At 61.6% G+C, this 16,442-nt stretch carries 17 protein-coding genes; 5 read left to right on the forward strand and 12 right to left on the reverse strand.

Annotated elements, in window-relative coordinates; genetic code table 11:
* Positions 1 to 4 precede the first annotated feature (4 nt).
* Both waaC and waaA read left to right on the forward strand, forming a co-directional pair.
* Positions 5 to 1,018 (forward strand): lipopolysaccharide heptosyltransferase I, encoded by a 1,014-nt coding sequence (gene waaC, locus GTP27_RS13645; RefSeq protein WP_161039715.1) that lies wholly within the window; start codon positions 5 to 7, stop codon positions 1,016 to 1,018.
* 17 nt (positions 1,019 to 1,035) lie between these two features.
* The gene (gene waaA, locus GTP27_RS13650) at positions 1,036 to 2,370 is read left to right on the forward strand and encodes a lipid IV(A) 3-deoxy-D-manno-octulosonic acid transferase (protein ID WP_161039716.1); all 1,335 of its coding nucleotides are present in this window, start codon (positions 1,036 to 1,038) and stop codon (positions 2,368 to 2,370) included.
* 274 nt (positions 2,371 to 2,644) lie between these two features.
* On the opposite strand, the gene GTP27_RS13655 is transcribed toward waaA, so the two are convergent.
* The 9 genes from GTP27_RS13655 to GTP27_RS13695 form a co-directional block, all read right to left on the reverse strand.
* Positions 2,645 to 3,583 (reverse strand): M48 family metallopeptidase, encoded by a 939-nt coding sequence (locus GTP27_RS13655; protein ID WP_161039746.1) that lies wholly within the window; start codon positions 3,581 to 3,583, stop codon positions 2,645 to 2,647.
* Between the two features lie 17 nt (positions 3,584 to 3,600).
* Positions 3,601 to 4,293 (reverse strand): lysophospholipid acyltransferase family protein, encoded by a 693-nt coding sequence (locus tag GTP27_RS13660; RefSeq protein ID WP_371865927.1) that lies wholly within the window; start codon positions 4,291 to 4,293, stop codon positions 3,601 to 3,603.
* Positions 4,294 to 4,360: 67 nt separating this feature from the next.
* Positions 4,361 to 4,927: a D-glycero-beta-D-manno-heptose 1,7-bisphosphate 7-phosphatase gene (gene gmhB, locus GTP27_RS13665; RefSeq protein WP_161039718.1), complete on the reverse strand. Its 567-nt coding sequence runs from the start codon at positions 4,925 to 4,927 to the stop codon at positions 4,361 to 4,363.
* Positions 4,928 to 4,942: 15 nt separating this feature from the next.
* Positions 4,943 to 7,051 carry a glycine--tRNA ligase subunit beta gene (gene glyS / locus GTP27_RS13670; protein WP_161039719.1) on the reverse strand — a complete coding sequence of 703 codons (2,109 nt, stop codon included), beginning with the start codon at positions 7,049 to 7,051 and terminating at the stop codon, positions 4,943 to 4,945.
* Positions 7,052 to 7,065: 14 nt separating this feature from the next.
* Entirely contained in the window at positions 7,066 to 7,986 is a 921-nt protein-coding gene (gene glyQ / locus GTP27_RS13675; RefSeq protein ID WP_155432915.1) for a glycine--tRNA ligase subunit alpha, read from the reverse strand.
* Between the two features lie 91 nt (positions 7,987 to 8,077).
* A complete protein-coding gene (gene lnt / locus GTP27_RS13680) occupies positions 8,078 to 9,646 on the reverse strand; it encodes an apolipoprotein N-acyltransferase (RefSeq protein WP_161039720.1) in 1,569 nt (522 codons plus the stop codon).
* Positions 9,646 to 10,530: a CorC family transporter gene (locus tag GTP27_RS13685; RefSeq protein WP_161039721.1), complete on the reverse strand. Its 885-nt coding sequence runs from the start codon at positions 10,528 to 10,530 to the stop codon at positions 9,646 to 9,648. The genes lnt and GTP27_RS13685 overlap by 1 nt, the downstream gene beginning before the upstream one ends.
* Before the next feature lie 93 nt (positions 10,531 to 10,623).
* A complete protein-coding gene (gene ybeY, locus GTP27_RS13690) occupies positions 10,624 to 11,085 on the reverse strand; it encodes an rRNA maturation RNase YbeY (RefSeq protein ID WP_161039722.1) in 462 nt (153 codons plus the stop codon).
* The gene (locus tag GTP27_RS13695) at positions 11,069 to 12,142 is read right to left on the reverse strand and encodes a PhoH family protein (protein ID WP_161039723.1); all 1,074 of its coding nucleotides are present in this window, start codon (positions 12,140 to 12,142) and stop codon (positions 11,069 to 11,071) included. The genes ybeY and GTP27_RS13695 overlap by 17 nt, the downstream gene beginning before the upstream one ends.
* Before the next feature lie 367 nt (positions 12,143 to 12,509).
* On the opposite strand from GTP27_RS13695, the gene GTP27_RS13700 reads away from it, so the two are divergent.
* A complete protein-coding gene (locus tag GTP27_RS13700; RefSeq protein WP_161039724.1) occupies positions 12,510 to 12,842 on the forward strand; it encodes a hypothetical protein in 333 nt (110 codons plus the stop codon).
* Between the two features lie 72 nt (positions 12,843 to 12,914).
* Here the strand turns inward: GTP27_RS13700 and GTP27_RS13705 are convergent, their stop codons facing one another.
* Both GTP27_RS13705 and GTP27_RS13710 read right to left on the reverse strand, forming a co-directional pair.
* Complete coding sequence (locus GTP27_RS13705; RefSeq protein ID WP_202416767.1) at positions 12,915 to 13,772, reverse strand: HDOD domain-containing protein; 858 nt, start codon at positions 13,770 to 13,772, stop codon at positions 12,915 to 12,917.
* Positions 13,765 to 14,112: a hypothetical protein gene (locus GTP27_RS13710; RefSeq protein ID WP_161039725.1), complete on the reverse strand. Its 348-nt coding sequence runs from the start codon at positions 14,110 to 14,112 to the stop codon at positions 13,765 to 13,767. The genes GTP27_RS13705 and GTP27_RS13710 overlap by 8 nt, the downstream gene beginning before the upstream one ends.
* A gap of 171 nt (positions 14,113 to 14,283) precedes the next feature.
* Between GTP27_RS13710 and GTP27_RS13715 the strand changes: the two genes are divergently transcribed.
* Both GTP27_RS13715 and GTP27_RS13720 read left to right on the forward strand, forming a co-directional pair.
* The gene (locus GTP27_RS13715; protein ID WP_161039726.1) at positions 14,284 to 15,870 is read left to right on the forward strand and encodes a sensor histidine kinase; all 1,587 of its coding nucleotides are present in this window, start codon (positions 14,284 to 14,286) and stop codon (positions 15,868 to 15,870) included.
* Between the two features lie 11 nt (positions 15,871 to 15,881).
* The gene (locus tag GTP27_RS13720) at positions 15,882 to 16,283 is read left to right on the forward strand and encodes a DUF3224 domain-containing protein (RefSeq protein ID WP_161039727.1); all 402 of its coding nucleotides are present in this window, start codon (positions 15,882 to 15,884) and stop codon (positions 16,281 to 16,283) included.
* 38 nt (positions 16,284 to 16,321) lie between these two features.
* On the opposite strand, the gene GTP27_RS13725 is transcribed toward GTP27_RS13720, so the two are convergent.
* Positions 16,322 to 16,442, reverse strand: a 121-nt coding sequence (locus GTP27_RS13725; RefSeq protein ID WP_161037153.1) for a transposase, incomplete at its 5' end; no start/stop codon positions are given.

The following is a 16,442-nucleotide window of genomic DNA, read 5'->3' on the forward strand; positions in this document are numbered from 1 at the left end:
CGCCATGACGCTAGCAACCACCGGCAGCAAGCCGTTAAACATTCTGCTGGTGCGCGTTTCCTCGCTGGGCGACGTGCTGCACAACCTGCCGATGGTGGCCGACATTGCCCGCCACTACCCCGATGCGAATATCGACTGGGTAGTGGAGGAGGGCTATGTCAGTCTGGTGCGGCTCAATGCGCGGGTACGCAACATCATCCCGTTTGCGCTGCGGCGCTGGCGCAAGAGTCTGGGCAAGCCGGAAACCCGCGCCGAAATCAAGGCTTTCTGGCGCACCCTGCGCCAGCAGCAGTACGACTATGTATTCGATACCCAGGGCCTGCTCAAGACCGGCGTCATCATGGGCGCGGCGCGCATCGTGCCCGCTGGCCGCAAAGTGGGCCTGGCCAACGGTAGCGAAGGTTCGGGCTACGAAGGCATCTCACGCATTTTTCATAACCTCAGCGTGCCGACCGACCCGCGCACCCACGCGGTGGCGCGCGGCCGCATCGTGGCCGGTGCAGCGCTGGGCTATGCCGTCGATACGCCGGCCGATTTCGGCCTGCCCGACGTGTCGCCCGATGAGCCGCGTCCGGACTGGATGCCGGCCGAGCCGTATGCCGTGTACTTCCACGGCACGGCGCGCGACGCCAAGAAATGGGCGCCGGAGAACTGGATTGCGCTGGGGCGCGCACTGGCGCCTATGCCTATCCTGCTGCCATGGGGTTCGCCGAAGGAACTGGCAGAAGCGCAGGCGCTGGCCGCTGGCCTGCCGAACGCGCGCGTACTGCCGAAATTATCCATGGCCGACGCCATGCTGCTGGCGCGGCACGCCGGGCTGGTGATAGGCGTCGATACGGGGCTGACCCACATCGCGGCGGCTTTCGTGCGGCCGACGGTGGAAATCTATGCCGATTCGCCGCGCTGGAAGACCGAAGGCAACTGGTCGCCGCGCATCATCAATCTGGGCGATCAGGGCACGCCGCCTGCCGTGGCCGAAGTGCTGGCTGCAGCCCGCAGCCTGCTGGGGCAGAGTTAAGAGCAGCAGGCATTACTATGCGATTGATCTATTCCTTACTCTGGTGGCTGGCTTTGCCGCTGGTGCTGGCCCGTCTGTGGCTGCGTGGCCGTAAAGAGCCCGGCTACCGCCAGCACTGGGGTGAACGGCTGGGCTTTTATGGCGCGCCCATGGCGGGCGCAGGGCCGGTACTGTGGGTGCACGCCGTGTCGGTGGGCGAAACCCGCGCCGCCGAGCCGCTGGTGGATGCCCTGCTGGCTGCCTATCCGGCCAGCCGCATCATTCTCACCCACATGACGCCGACCGGTCGCGCCACCGGCAAAGCCCTGTTTGCGCGCCATGGCGAGCGTTTGCAGCAAGCCTATCTGCCGTACGATACGGCCAGCATGGTGGGACGGTTTATCCGTCACTTCCGCCCGGCTATCTGCATTCTGATGGAGACGGAGGTGTGGCCTAACCTGATCGCTGTCTGCGCTGCACGTAGTGTGCCGGTAGTACTGGCCAATGCCCGATTGTCCGAGCGTTCGCTGCGCAAATCGCGCCGCCTTGGTACGCTGCTGCTCGATGCGGCGCGCGGCATAACACTGGTGGCGGCACAGACCCAGGGCGACGCCGAGCGGGTGCGCTCGCTCGGTGTGGCGCGGGTTGCGGTTACGGGCAGCATCAAGTTCGATGTCGTGGTGGCGCCAGCGGCGCTGGAAACCGGTGCACGCCTGCGCAGCGCCATCGGCGCGCGTCCCGTGCTGCTGTGCGCCAGCACGCGCGAAGGCGAAGAAGAGCTGATACTGGCGGCCTTCCAGCAGGCGCGTGCTAGCTTGCCGTCCGATGTGCTGCTGCTGATCGTGCCGCGTCATCCGCAGCGCTTCGCCGATGTGGAAGCGATGGTCGCTGGCAGGGGTTTGCGCGTGCAGCGCCGCAGCACGCTGGCGCTGGCGCCGGCTGGCGCTGCGCAGCAGGGCGCTGATGCAGCCGGCCGCGCCACGCTGCCAGCCGATACTGATGTGCTGCTGGGCGACTCGATGGGTGAAATGTTCGCCTATTACGCAGCCTGCGATTGCGCTTTTGTGGGCGGCAGCCTGCTGCCGCTGGGCGGGCAGAATCTGATAGAACCGGCAGCGCTGGGCAAGCCCGTGCTGATCGGCCCGCACACCTTCAACTTTGCGCTGGTGACGGAAGATGCGCTGACCGCCGGCGGTGCCGTGCGGGTAGCTGATGCCGCGCAGCTGATGCAGACGGCAGCGCGCCTGCTGAACGACGCCACTGCACGCGACAGCATGGGCCAGCAGGCGCTAGCCTTCGCCAACCAGCACCGCGGCGCCACCGCCCGCACGCTGGCTTTGTTGCCGGACTTAATCGTAGTTCCGCACCCGTAAAATTCCGCTATTGCTACCGGTGACTACCGACGTCTGCATCAGATTAAGGAGACGCGCCGATATCGGCCTATAATTTCGGCATGACTAAGCTAACTTTCCCTATTAGTCGGCAGCAAGCTTCTCTGTCGGAGAGAGTGTTTGCTGGCCCGCAAAATGAGGCGGAACAGCGACTACAGGCCCTAATTCTGGATGGCGTGAACAGTGGCCCTGAGCTTGAGCTCAGTATTGCCGAACTCATCACCGAATTGCGCAAGCACCTAGGCCTCGCGTGAGATCAGGGGAAGAGTACGGGCAGCTCCTGCGCGCGCTTGCGCAGCAGGTTGCGGGCTTCTTCGTATTCGGGATAGATCTGGCCTACCGTGTTCCAGAAGCGGGCGCTGTGGTTCATTTCGAGGATGTGCGCCAGTTCGTGCGCGATCACGTAGTCGATCAGCGGCAGCGAGAAGTGGATCAGTTTCCAGTTCAGGCGGATTTTGCGTTCAGCCGTACACGAGCCCCAGCGCGTGCCGGCCGACGACAGGCCGAAAGCGCTGTAGCGCACGCCCAGCCGCTCGGCATACAGGTCTAGCCGCTGCACGAATAGCTGCTTGGCTTCCTGCTGGTACCACGCCTTGACGCGCTCCTTGAGCAGTTCTTCCGTCGCGCCGGGCACCAGTATCATGGTCAGGGTGCGGGTGGCGGCATCATAGCTGGCCCGGTTGCGGCCACCTACCAGCAGGCGCAGGCTGATGTCGGCCCCCAGATAGGGTATCCTGGCGCCGTCTATCCATTCCACCGGCGGCTTTTCCAGCCGTGCCGCACGGCGCTCGCGCCGCTCCTTGAGTTTGCTTAGTATCCAGTGCTGCTTGGCGTTGATTGCGTTATCGATTTCGGCAATGCTGACGCGCTTGGGCGCGGTGATGCGCAAACCCTCATCGTCGATCATGAAGCCTATCGAGCGGCGGGTAGAGCGGCGCAGCGAATATTCGAGTACGAAGTCGCCCACCATGAGCTGGCGTTTGGGTGGCTGCTCCGCCGTGGGCGGCTTAGCGCTGCGCGGCTTGAGGGGAACCGCAGTTTGCGGTGGTGCGACGTAGGGAGAAACCGGTGGCGGCTGGCGTGGTGTGCCGCCGGATGGAGTAGTCCATACCGCTTCGGTATAGACGGGCCGCGCAGGCGCTGCTTCGCGGCCGAACAGATCGAGCTGGCTGGTGTCCGGCTTGGCCGGTTGCACCAGCGTCGCCAGATCGTCTAGCCAGCGTTGTAGACGTGGGGCGAAATGACGCGCATTTCTGATTCTATCCAATTTTCCACCTGTTGCATCATCGATTCCGGGGTCTGGCCCTCCGGAGAAATCGGTTTGCCTATCGATACTGTAACAAGACCGGGGCGTTTGATGAAAGAGTTTTTTGGCCAGCATTCGCCGGAATTATGCGCGATCGGTACGACCACGGCGCCCGTTTCGATAGCGAGGCGGGTGCCGCCGCTTTTGTATTTGCCTGCCTGCCCAACAGGGATGCGGGTCCCTTCCGGGAACATGATGATCCACTGGCCGTCGGCGAGGCGGCGCTTGCCGTGCCGGACCACGTGCTGGAAGGCGTTCTTGCCCTGCGAGCGGTCAATCGGGATCATGCGCAGCAGCGCCATGGCCCAGCCGAAGAAGGGAATGTAGAGGATCTCTTTTTTGAACACGAACACCAGCGGGCGTGGCAGGTTAGGCAGCAGGAAGATGGTTTCCCATGCCGACTGGTGCTTGGCCAGCACCACGGCCGGTGCGTCCGGGAAGTTCTCGGCGCCTTTGATTTCGTAGCGGATGCCGCAGATGACCTTGAGGCACCAGATCATGAATACGTTCCAGCGGGCGGTGACGTAGAAGCGCTGGTTGTAGGGCAGCGGCGCCGCGAGGAAGCACACGCAGGCCCAGACGATGGTGGAGATCACCATGATGATGGTGAAAATCAGGGAACGCAGAAACAGTACGGGATGACCCAATGCAGACTCCAAAAACAGTTTAGCTGGCCGAGGACGAGGCAGCTGCTTCGTTACTCTTGAGCAGATGGTTGACCATGGCGGCGAGGTCGGGGAAGACCATGGTGCCGGGCGGCAGACCGCCCGTGGCCTGGGTCTTTTCGCCTTTGCCGGTCAACACCAGATAAGGGATGCAGCCGCTGACAAAGCCGGCCTGCAGATCGCGCAGCGAATCGCCCACGGTGGGCACGCCTTTCAGGCTGATCTTGTAGCGCTGCGAGATTTCCGTGAACATGCCCGGCTTCGGTTTGCGGCAATCGCAGTTGTCGGCGCCGGCGTGCGGACAGAAGAAAATGGCATCGATGCTGGCGCCTACCTGCTGGGCCAGATTGTGCAGCTTCTGGTGGATGGCGTTGAGGGTGGCCATGTCGAACAGCTCGCGCGCAATGCCGGACTGGTTGGAGGCCACCACCACCTTGTAGCCCGCCTGATTCAGCCGGGCGATCGCTTCCAGCGAACCGGGTACAGGGATCCACTCGGCCGGCGATTTGATGAAATCCGGCGAGTCGTGGTTGATAACGCCGTCGCGATCAAGAATGATCAGTTTCATGGACGGCGTTCCCATTTAGGCCGCCAGCTTGGAAATGTCGGCCACGCGGTTCAGCATGCCGTGCAGCGACGACAGCAGCGCCAGACGGTTGTTGCGCAGTGCTACATCCTCGGCCATCACCATCACGTCGTTGAAGAAGGCGTCGACGTCGTCACGCAGCTGGGCCAGCGTTTTCAGCGTGCCGGTGAAGTCGCCCTGGGCGAAGGCCGCATCGACCTGCGGCAGTACGCGTACCACGGCGGCATGCAGATTTTTCTCGGCCACGTCCTGCAGCAGCGCGCTGTTCACGCCTGCGCCGCCAGTGGCAGCCAGCGCTTCTTCGTTCTTCTTCAGGATGTTGGTGATGCGCTTGTTGGCAGCAGCCAGCGAGGCGGACTCCGGCAGCGCGGCGAAAGCCTGTACCGCTTCCAGACGCTGCACGATGTCGTCCAGACGGTCCGGATTCTGCGCCACGACGGCTTCGATCTCGTTAGGCGAGAAGCCACGTTCGCGCAGGATGCCGCGCAGACGGTCGATCATGAACACGGTCACTTCGGCCGACGGGTCTTTGAAGCCGGCCACGTCGCCGAACAGCGCAGCAGCTTGCGCCAGCAGGGTGCTGATGGCCAGCGGCAGACGTTTTTCGATCAGCATGCGCAGCACGCCCAGCGCGTGGCGGCGCAGTGCGAACGGGTCTTTGTCGCCGGTCGGCGCCAGACCGATGGCCCAGATGCCAACCAGCGTTTCCAGTTTGTCGGCCAGTGCCACGGCGGTGCCGGTCACGGTGGTAGGCAGAGCATCGCCGGCGAAGCGCGGCTGGTAGTGCTCGGAGGCGGCCAGCGCCACATCTTCGTGCTCGCCGTCGTTGCGGGCGTAATAGGTGCCCATGATGCCTTGCAGCTCGGGGAATTCACCCACCATTTCCGTCACCAGATCGGCCTTGGACAGTTTGGCAGCGCGGGTCGCCAGTGCCGCATCGCCGCCGATGGCTGCAGCGATGAAGGCAGCCAGTTTGGCCACGCGCTCGCCGCGTGCGGCTTGCGTGCCGAGCTTGTTGTGATAGACGATTTTTTCCAGCAGCGGCAGACGCGATTCCAGCGTCTTCTTGCGGTCCTGCTCGAAGAAGAACTTGGCGTCGGACAGGCGCGGACGCACCACGCGCTCGTTACCGTCGATGATGGCTGCCGGGGTATCGGTGGCGATGTTGGAAACGATCAGGAAGCGCGAGCGCAGCTTGCCCTTGCTGTCGGTCAGCGCGAAGTATTTCTGGTTGGTCTGCATGGTCAGGATCAGGCATTCCTGCGGCACCGCCAGATATTCTTCTTCGAATTTGCATTCATAGACCACCGGCCATTCGACCAGCGCAGCCACTTCGTCCAGCAGGGCTTCCGGCATCAGCACGGTGTCGCTGCCCGCTTTGGCCAGCAGTTCGGCGCGGATTTTTTCCTTGCGCTGTTCGACGCTGGCCAGCACCTTACCGGCGCCTTCCAGCGTGGCGGCGTAGCTGTCGGCATCGGCGATGGTGACCATCCGCTGGCCCGGCGCGGTCAGGAAGCGGTGGCCTTCGCTGACGTTGGAAGCGGTCAGCCCCAGCAGAGTCAGCGGAATCACGGTAGCGCCATGCAGGGCGATCAGGCTGTGGGCCGGACGCACGAACTGCACGGTGCTGCCATCGGGACGCTGGTAGCTCATCACTTTTGGAATCGGCAGCTTGGCGACGGATTCTTCCAGTGCCGCCTGCAGGCCGCTTTGCAGCGCGCTACCGGCTGCCGTGTAGGTGTAGAAGAAGCTTTCGGCCTTGCCGTCCTGGGCGCGTTCCAGATCGGCCACTTGCAGGTCAGGGAAGCCCAGTGCTGCCAGCTTCTTGGCCAGCGGTGCCGTCGGGTTGCCATGGGCGTCCAGCGCCACGGCGACCGGCAGCACTTTTTCGCGGATGGATTTATCGGGCGAAGTGGCGCGCACTTTGGTGATGGAGACGGCCAGACGGCGTGGCGAGGCGAACGGGGTGGCGACGCTGTCGGCTTCGAGGAAGTCGCGCGATTTCAGGCCGTTGACGATGCCGGCGGCGAACGCTGCGCCCAGTTTGGCGAGCGCCTTCGGTGGCAGTTCTTCGGTCAGCAGTTCGATGAGCAGAGTTTGAGTCATAAGATATATACGGTTTATTCAGCGGCGGCAGCGTTGGCCTGGGCAGGCAGCATAGGGAAGCCCAGACGTTCGCGCGAATCGTAGTAAGCCTGTGCAACCAGACGCGACAGCGCGCGCACACGGCCGATGTAGGCAGCGCGTTCCGTCACGGAGATGGCGCCTCGGGCGTCCAGCAGGTTGAAGCTGTGCGAAGCTTTCATGATCTGCTCGTAGGCTGGCAGAGTCAGCTGGGCTTCGATCAGGCGTTTGGCTTCCGATTCGTGATTGTTGAACTGGGTGAACAGCAGTTCCGTGTTCGAGTGCTCGAAGTTATAGGCCGATTGCTCCACTTCATTCTGGTGGAAGACGTCGCCGTATTTGAGCACTTTGGTCTCGCCGTTTTCTTCCCACGTAGTCCAGATCAGGTCGTACATATTTTCCACGCCCTGCAGATACATGGCCAGACGCTCGACACCGTAGGTGATTTCGCCCAGCACGGGCTTGCAGTCCAGACCGCCCACTTGCTGGAAGTAGGTGAACTGGGTCACTTCCATGCCGTTCAGCCAGACTTCCCAGCCCAGACCCCAGGCGCCCAGGGTAGGCGATTCCCAGTCGTCTTCGACGAAACGCACGTCATTCTGTTTCAGATCCAGACCCAGCGCTTCCAGCGAACCCAGATACAGGTCGAGGATGTTTTCCGGCGCCGGCTTCATCACCACCTGATACTGGTAGTAGTGCTGGCCACGGTTAGGGTTTTCGCCATAGCGGCCATCTTTGGGACGGCGCGATGGCTGCACATAGGCAGCGCGCCAGGGTTCCGGGCCGATCGCGCGCAGGAAGGTGCCGGTGTGGAAGGTGCCCGCACCCACTTCCATATCGTAGGGCTGGAGCAGGGCGCAGCCTTGCTTGTCCCAGTAGGTTTGCAAGGTCAGGATAATTTGTTGAAATGTCAGCATCTTGTGTCGTCAAAGGCGCGGCCTGTGGGCGCGCGGTGTGAGGTTCGCTAAAAAAACAATTTTAGCGGGTTTTACTGGGAGCCTGTAGAGATTAAGCGGCTTTTGGCCCCTTTTTTGTGCGCTGCGACCAAAACCATGCCGCTCCCAGCGAGACGATGGTGAGCAGCAGCAACAGGCGGTTGCCCCAGAGAATGTAAGGGGTGTTGCCCTGCATGCCTTGCACGCGGGCGGCCAGCGTGCCGGTCTGGTTGACCGGCAATTGATGCAGCACCTGTCCGCGGCCATCGATCACGGCGGTGGCACCGGTATTGGTGGCGCGCAGCATGGGGCGGCCCGTTTCCAGCGTGCGCATCTGCGAAATCTGCAAATGCTGGGGGATGGCGATGGTGTCGCCAAACCATGCAAGATTGGAAATATTCAGCAGCACGGTAGCGGGCTGCTGGCCCGCCGCGGGCTGGCGCAGCTGGGCGGCGATTTCTTCGCCGAACAGGTCTTCGTAGCAGATATTGGGCAGCACGCGCTGGTCGCGTACGCTGAAAGCGGGCTGGATGGCGGCGCCGCTGGTCTGGTCGCCGAGCGGGATGGCCATCAGATCGACGAACCAGCGGAAACCCAGCGGTATGAATTCGCCGAACGGCACCAGATGGTGCTTGTCGTAGCGGTAGTAGCTGGCGCCCGGCTGGCCGGTAATGCCCAGTACACTGTTGAAATAGGCGGTCTGGCTGTCGGCGACGGGGATGCCGAGGATGAGCTGGCTGCCGGTGCGATGAAGGAATTCCGTCACGGTCGGCAGGTAGTCGGTGGGCAGTTGCTGGGGCAGCATGACGATGGCCGTTTCCGGCGTGGCGATCAGGTCGGCCGGGGCTGCCATGATGGCGCGCTGATATTGCGTGATGGCCGCCGCCACATGGGCGCCATTGAATTTTTCATCCTGTGGCACATTGCCTTGTAGCAGGCGCACGCTGATAGGCTGGCCTTGCGGCGTGGTCCACTGGAGGAAACTCAGGGCGGCACCACCGGCCAGCGTGGTTACGGCCACAGCGGCAGCTATCAAGCGGGTACGGTGGAAAGTCAGCAGCAGGGCGCCGGCCAGCGTGGCGGCCAGCCAGCCCAGACCGTACATGCCGATGATGGGGGCGAAACCGGCTAGCGGGCTGTGGTTGTGCGCATAGCCGGCGGACAGCCACGGGAAACCCGTGAATAGCCAGCCGCGCAGCCATTCGGCCAGCGTCCAGCAGGCCGGTAACACTAGCAGATTGGCGGCAGCCAGCGGCAAGGCCCAGCGCTGGCGCAGCCAGGCTGCGCCGCCCATGGCCAGCGCCACGTACAGGCCCATGGCAGCGGCCAGCAGCAGTACGGCCAGTGCCGCCAGCGGTGCGGCCATGCCGCCATAGGTATGCAGGGAAACGTAGAGCCAGTGCGTACCGGCTGCGGTCCAGCCCAGACCGAAGGCCCAGCCGATCAGGGCGGCGCTCTTCACGCCGTCGCTGCGCAGCACCTGATAGAACAGGGTCGCCAGGCCCATGATCTGCAGCGGCCACCAGCCGAACGGGGCAAACGCGAATACGCACAGGGCACCGGCGATTGCCGTGATGGTCATGCGGCCGCGGGTGGAGCGCTGCGGCCGAGGCTGGTTCGGATCGGTACGGCGAAAACGCATCAGGCGTCGTCACCGGCCGTGCTGACAGGCGGCAGTTTCTCGACCAGCAGGACGTGAATCTGACGTGCATCAGCGCGCAATACTTCGAAACGCATGCCTTCGTAGTCGAACACGTCGCCTTTGTGCGGCATACGGCCCAGATGGTTGGCGACCAGTCCGCCTATGGTATCGACGTCGTCATCGGGCAAGGCCGTGTCGAGCGCCTCGTTGAACTGGGTGATCTCGGTGAGGGCCTTGATGCGCCAGCGCGGGCCATGGGCGCCTTCCTTGATCGACAGGATGTTGTCTTCTTCTTCGTCGAAATCGTATTCATCTTCGATATCGCCGACGATCTGTTCCAGTACATCTTCAATCGTGATCAGGCCGGCCACGCCGCTGTATTCATCGACCACGATGGCCATGTGGTTGTGGTTGGCGCGGAAATCGCGCAGCAGAACGTTCAGGCGCTTGGATTCGGGTATGAAGATGGCAGGGCGCAGCATATCGCGTACGTCGAACGATTCTTCGGCGTAGTAGCGCAGCAGGTCTTTGGCCAGCAGGATGCCGATCACCTTGTCGCGCTCGCCTTCAATGGCAGGGAAGCGCGAGTGCGCCGTCTGCAGCACGGTGGGCAGCCATTCTTCTATCGGTTTGGCGATATCGATCACGTCCATCTGGGAACGGGGAATCATGATGTCGCGGGCAGACAGATCGGAAACCTGGAACACGCCTTCGATCATCGACAGGGCGTCGGCATCGATCAGGTTGCGTTCGTGGGCGTCGTGCAGAACTTCCAGCAGTTCGGCGCGGTTCTCTGGTTCGGGGGAAATCAGTGCGGTCAGGCGTTCAAACAGTGACCGGTGGGGTTTAGCGTCAGTCTTGACGCTACTAGAGTGCTCTTGCATAGGAGGCGTGAGCCGTTGTTTCGATGGCCTATAGGATACACCAAATGGGAGTGGCTAGCCGATTTTGTCAGTTTGACCACTCCGCCAGAGGAATCAGGCGTAGGGATCGGCGTAGCCGAGCGCTGCCAGCAGTTCCGTTTCGATGCCTTCCATTTCGGCTGCTTCCTCGTCGTCGAGGTGGTCATAGCCTTGCGCGTGCAGCACACCGTGGATGATCAGGTGGGCAGCATGTTCTTCCAGCGTTTTCTTTTGCTCGGCCGCTTCCTTTTCCAGTACGTCGGTGCACAGGATGATGTCGGCGCGGGTAGGTTCGTCCTCGGCAAATTCTTCGCCTTCGTTGTAGGCAAAGGTCAGCACGTTGGTGGCGTAATCCTTGTCGCGGTATTCGCGGTTCAGGCTGCGGCCTTCTGCCGCATCGACAAAGCGGATGGTCAGCTCGGCCGGCGCGAACAGGGCGGCCTGCACCCAGCGGCGGATTTTCGGACGGGGCAGGGCTTCCTGCAGACGGGTGTCAGCGTACTGGACGGACAGGGACAGTTTATTTTTTGCGGACATTTTTGATCGCAGTCGCTTTGATTAAGGGGGCGATTTCCGCCTCATGGGTTTGCGCCGTTTCGTAGGCGTCGACGATGCGCGCCACCAGCGGGTGACGCACCACATCTTCACTGCCGAAGTGGCTGAAGGCGATGCCGCGCACGTCTTTGAGCACCTGCATGGCATCGACCAGACCGCTCTTCTGGCTCTTGTGCAGATCGACCTGGGTGACGTCGCCCGTGACGACGGCCTTGCTGCCGAAACCTATGCGGGTGAGGAACATTTTCATCTGTTCCACCGTGGTGTTCTGGGCTTCGTCGAGGATCACGAAAGCATGGTTGAGCGTGCGGCCGCGCATATAGGCCAGCGGCGCAATCTCGATCACTTGCTTCTCGAACATTTTTTGCGTGCGGTCAAAGCCCAGCAGGTCGTACAGCGCGTCGTACAGGGGACGCAGATAGGGATCGACCTTCTGGCTCAGATCGCCGGGCAGGAAGCCCAGCCGTTCGCCCGCTTCCACTGCCGGACGGGTCAGGATGATGCGTTTGATGGCATCGCGCTCGAGCGCATCGACCGCGCAGGCCACGGCCAGATAGGTCTTGCCGGTACCGGCCGGACCCACGCCGAAGCTGATGTCGTGTTCGAGGATGTTGCGCAGATAGCGGATCTGGTGCGGCGTGCGGCCGCGCAGATCGCTGCGGCGAGTTTTCAGTATGGGACTATCGATGCTGGGTTCGACGAACGGCGCCGCCACCACTTTGGCCACTGCTTCGGTGTCGCCGCTAGCGACTGCCGCGACCTGATGGCTGGTGCGCTGTTCTACCAGTGCCAGTTGCACTTCTTCGATAGGAATGACTTTCTGCGCCACGGCGTAGAACTGTTCGAGGATCTGCACCGCGCGTTCGGCATTGTGGCCGCTGACGATGAATTTCTCGCCGCGGCGGAAGATGGTGACGTCGAGTGCCGCCGAAATCTGGCGCAGGTTTTCGTCGAGCGGGCCGCACAGGTGCGCGAGGCGCGTGTTATCGAGCGGCTCGGGCACAAAGTAGTGGGGCTGTACGGGTGTTTTGGTTTTCAAGGTCGTGCTTTTCAGTAAGGCCGCCTGACGCGGCGCAGGCGCTAGTTTACCGTACTTTGCCTTGCCCCCGTCTATGTAAAGACAGTCATGCCGGATGTAACAGTTTCCTACAAGTTCTTGCGTGCGCCGCCCCACAGCCCCATGTGCTGAAATATCCATGTTGCCAAGCTTTCTAGCTTGCGCTTGATGCGGCTTAAGTTCCGCTCAGTGAGGGATGCTGAAACGCACGCTAAAGCGCATAGAATTAAATTGCGCAAATGGCAACTTGGCGCGGTCGGACTTGGTACCAAAGGCATCGCAGTTCATCTAAGTTGCACTTAAGTTCAGGCTTGCACACTCCATCCACCTAACCAATGAAGGAAACATCATGGCACATCATGCACTCGCTTCGCAGGAAAGCTATAACCCTAACCACTTGCTCGATATCTTGCTGGGCAAGATGCAACTGAAAAATGATGCGGCCCTGTCGCGTCTGCTGGAAGTGGCGCCGCCTGTCATCAGCAAAATCCGCCACCACCGCCTGCCGGTAGGGGCCTCGCTGCTGATCCGCATGCACGAAGTGACGGGCATGAGCATCCGCGATCTGCGCGACCTGATGGGCGACCGCCGCACCAAATACCGTCTGTCCGATGCGCAGGGCCGTCCCAAGCCGGAAGAACGTCAGGAGAAGGCCGAGGCCGGAAACTATGCGCGTCACTGATGCGCGCTGATCCGGGCCGGCTCCCATGCTGCGCTGGGCGGTACGCCGTGCCAGCGCAGCAGCCCTAGCGCTTTAACTGAGCAGCACCATAGAAATTTCTTCGTATTGCAGTTCGGTTTCGCGGAACAGGTGCAGATAGGCTGCTTCGTCCAGCCCCAGCGCATTCCATGCCACGCTGGAAATCGGTGGCACCAGATCATCCTCGTCGTCCACCAGATCGAGCGCATGCACCACTGCATTGGCGATATGGATGATGGCCGCGAGGAAACCTGCACCCGGTGTTTCCGGATCATGGTGGCCGGCGATGGCCAGCCGCATGGTGTCGGAAAAATTCCAGTGTTCGGCCAGTGCCAGTCCGGCATCGACGTGGTCTACCCCGAGCACGGCGCGCTCGGCCTCGAGCATATAGCAGTCATGGGCTTTGCGGTAGGCCAGCGCCTGCCCGTACTGCTGCGGGAAGCAGGCCACCAGCACCAGCCGGCCTATATCGTGCAGCAAGCCTGCCGTGAACGCATAATCCTGATTGAAGCGCATCTGTCTGGCTAGCACTTTGGCGCAGGCGGCCGTGGCGATCGAATGGCGCCAGAAGGCCTGATGATGGAAGCCGGGGCAATGACCTTCGGCAAAACAGCCAGTCAGGGCCGCTGCCGTGATCAGATTGCGCGTGGTCTGGAAACCCAGATAGGTAATCGCCTGCTGGATGGTAGTGACTTTGACCTGCAGACCGTACAGCGAAGAATTGGCCAAGCGCAGGGTTTTGGCCGTGAGCGCCTGATCATGCGAGACTTTTTTGGCCAGCACGGCAATATCGACGTCTTCCTGGTCTATGCTGTTGAGCAGTTCCATCACCACTGCCGGCAGCGAAGGCAGGTCGTCCAGATTGCGCACCACCTCTTCATAGCTGACGATGTTACTCACCGAATTACTCATGTTGAGGCGCCTCCTCTGCGCCATGCCGGTAGTCGCTGATAAAGCGCTGTAATTGCGCGGTGGCCCAGTGGACGTCGAGATCGGCGTCGTTTTTGCGGAACAGGCGCGCCAGCCGGGCTTCATGGTGGTGCAGCGTGGCTTCGATCGCTTCGGGCGAATATTCGGCCTGCTGGATAGGCAGTACGCTGATGCCGTGGCGCGGCATCAGGGCCAGCATGGCCTCGGTGAGTACCGTCCCCTGCGGCAGCAGCACCTGCCCTTGCAGGTCGAGCAACTCATCGGACAGAACCATACCGGGCTGGACATCCGCTAGTGCCATCTGGTGAAAATTTCCGCTCATGGGGTCCTCCTTGGGTGTGCTGCAAGATTGCCGTATTGCCACATTGCCTGATCTTGGGGCCGGGTGCAAGTAAAGTCTGTCATAGAGCACACCGGCGCAGGCCGAACTTGCCAAGTTGCATGTCATACCGTACATTGGGACCTCATTCCTACTTGTCTGCGAGGCTGGTCAATGTTTGGTATTCAAGGCCGTTTGACGCTGCTGTTTGTGGTCATCGTGACCCTGGTGCTCGGCATCTCTGGTACCTATGCCCAGTATAGTCTGGGGCACGAGCTGGAAGTGGCCAATCAGCGTCTGCGCGAAGGGGTGCTGACGCGTCTCCAGACCAGCCTGCCTTCGGCGCTGTGGGATCTGGATAAAGCCAAGGTCGATAACATCGTGGCAGCGGAAATGTTGCCGCCCGAACTGGTCTCGATCCGTGTGTATGACACGTCGGTCGGGCTGTTCTCGGGCAAATTGCGCAGCGAGAATGGCGCGGTCAGTTCCATCGAGAACGATCTGAATGTGGCCGGAACGCCGGTGGTGGCCGATCTGGCCTACCGCGATTCCGGTGCGGCCGGTGCGTCGCTCAAGCCGGTGATCGTGGGCCGGGTGGTCGTGAATTTCAGCCGCGCCCAGATCGATGCCACGCTGGCAGCGGAAGTGCGGCGCAAGGTAACCGAGGTGCTGCTGCTGGACCTGATACTGGTGGCAGCGCTGGCGCTGTCGCTGCGCATCGTGTTCGACCCGCTGAAACGCCTGCGCGACGGTCTGTTCGATCTGGCGACGCGCGGCAGCGATGAAGTGGAAGAACTGCCGGAAAACCGCCAGGACGAATTAGGCGAAGTGATCCGCGGTTTTAACGCTATCCAGCGCAAGATCAAATCGAATATCCAGCGCATCCGCGAGGCCGAGGACGAGGCGCGCAAATCGGCCCAGACCACCACCAAAGCCCTCGATGATCTGCGCCGCACGCAGGAATCGCTGCTGCAGGCCGAGCGGCTCGCTTCGCTGGGCGGGCTGGTGGCAGGGGTTGCGCACGAAATCAATACGCCCGTGGGCATCGCTCTGACCAGCGCATCGGTGCTGCTGGAGGCAACGGAAAAAGTCCATCAGGCGGTCGATGGCGGCAACGTCAAGAAGTCCGACATCATGCGCTATCTGGAGACGGCGTCGGAAAGCACGCGGCTGATCATGAACAATGCCTATCGCGCTGCGCATCTGATCCATAGTTTCAAGCAGATTGCCGTGGACCAAGTGAGCGAAGCCCGCCGCCGTTTCGAGCTGCGCGACTATATCAACGAGGTGGTATCCAGCCTGCAGCCCAAGCTGAAGAAGACCCGCATTGCTGTCAGCATCAGCTGTCCGGCCGATGTCATGCTCGACAGTTATCCCGGTGCGCTGGCGCAGGTGATTACCAATCTGACGCTGAACTGCGTCGAACACGCTTTCAATCCCGACGACGAGGGCCAGATCCGGATTACGGTGGTGCAGCAGGCCGACTGGATAGAAATGCAGGTGGCCGATGACGGCAAGGGCATCCCGCCGGAAATGCTGGACAAGGTATTCGATCCCTTTGTGACCACCCGGCGTGGTCAGGGCGGAACGGGGCTGGGCCTGAACATTGTGTTCAATCTGATCGTCAAGCAGTTCTGCGGCACCATTTCGGTGGCGAGCAAACTGGGCGAGGGGGCCTGCTTCACCCTGCGCATACCGTGCATTACGCCGACCGAAGAGCAGCACCACGCATCCCCTTCCGATCAACCCCAGCAAGACTAGAGCGAGTCATCATGCCTAAAGTAAGCGGAGAATTCAGCGTCCGTATCACCCCGGAAAGTCTGTCCAGCGTTGCCACTGAAAGCAGCATTAGCCGGATGTCGCTGGATAAACAGTACATGGGCGCGCTGTCGGCCAGTGGCCGCGGCGAGATGCTGGCGTATATGAACCGCGACATCGCTTCCGGCGCCTATGTGGCAATGGAACGGGTGCAGGGTACGCTGGACGGGCTGCAGGGCAGCTTTCTGCTACATCACTGCGGCACCATGCAGCGTGGTACGCCGGGTTTAACGGTGGCGGTAGTGCATGACTCGGGGCAGGGTGAACTGGCTGGTTTGAGCGGTATGCTGCAGATCCGCATCGAAGAGGGCAAGCACTACTATGATTTCGATTACACCCTGCCAGCAGATGGCTGAGTCTGCGTGTAACGCTGGCAGGCAAAAAAAAAGGTTCTTCACGGATTACCGGGAAACGCAGCTTTGATTTTCAAGAAGAAGAATGCGCTGTCTCTGTAGCCGTAGGCAATCCGTTTCATGACCTTAATGCGATTGTTTATCCCTTCGAGCTGCCCCGTA

Origin of the sequence: Duganella qianjiadongensis (assembly GCF_009857915.1) — a bacterium.
GTDB lineage: Bacteria > Pseudomonadota > Gammaproteobacteria > Burkholderiales > Burkholderiaceae_D > Rugamonas > Rugamonas qianjiadongensis.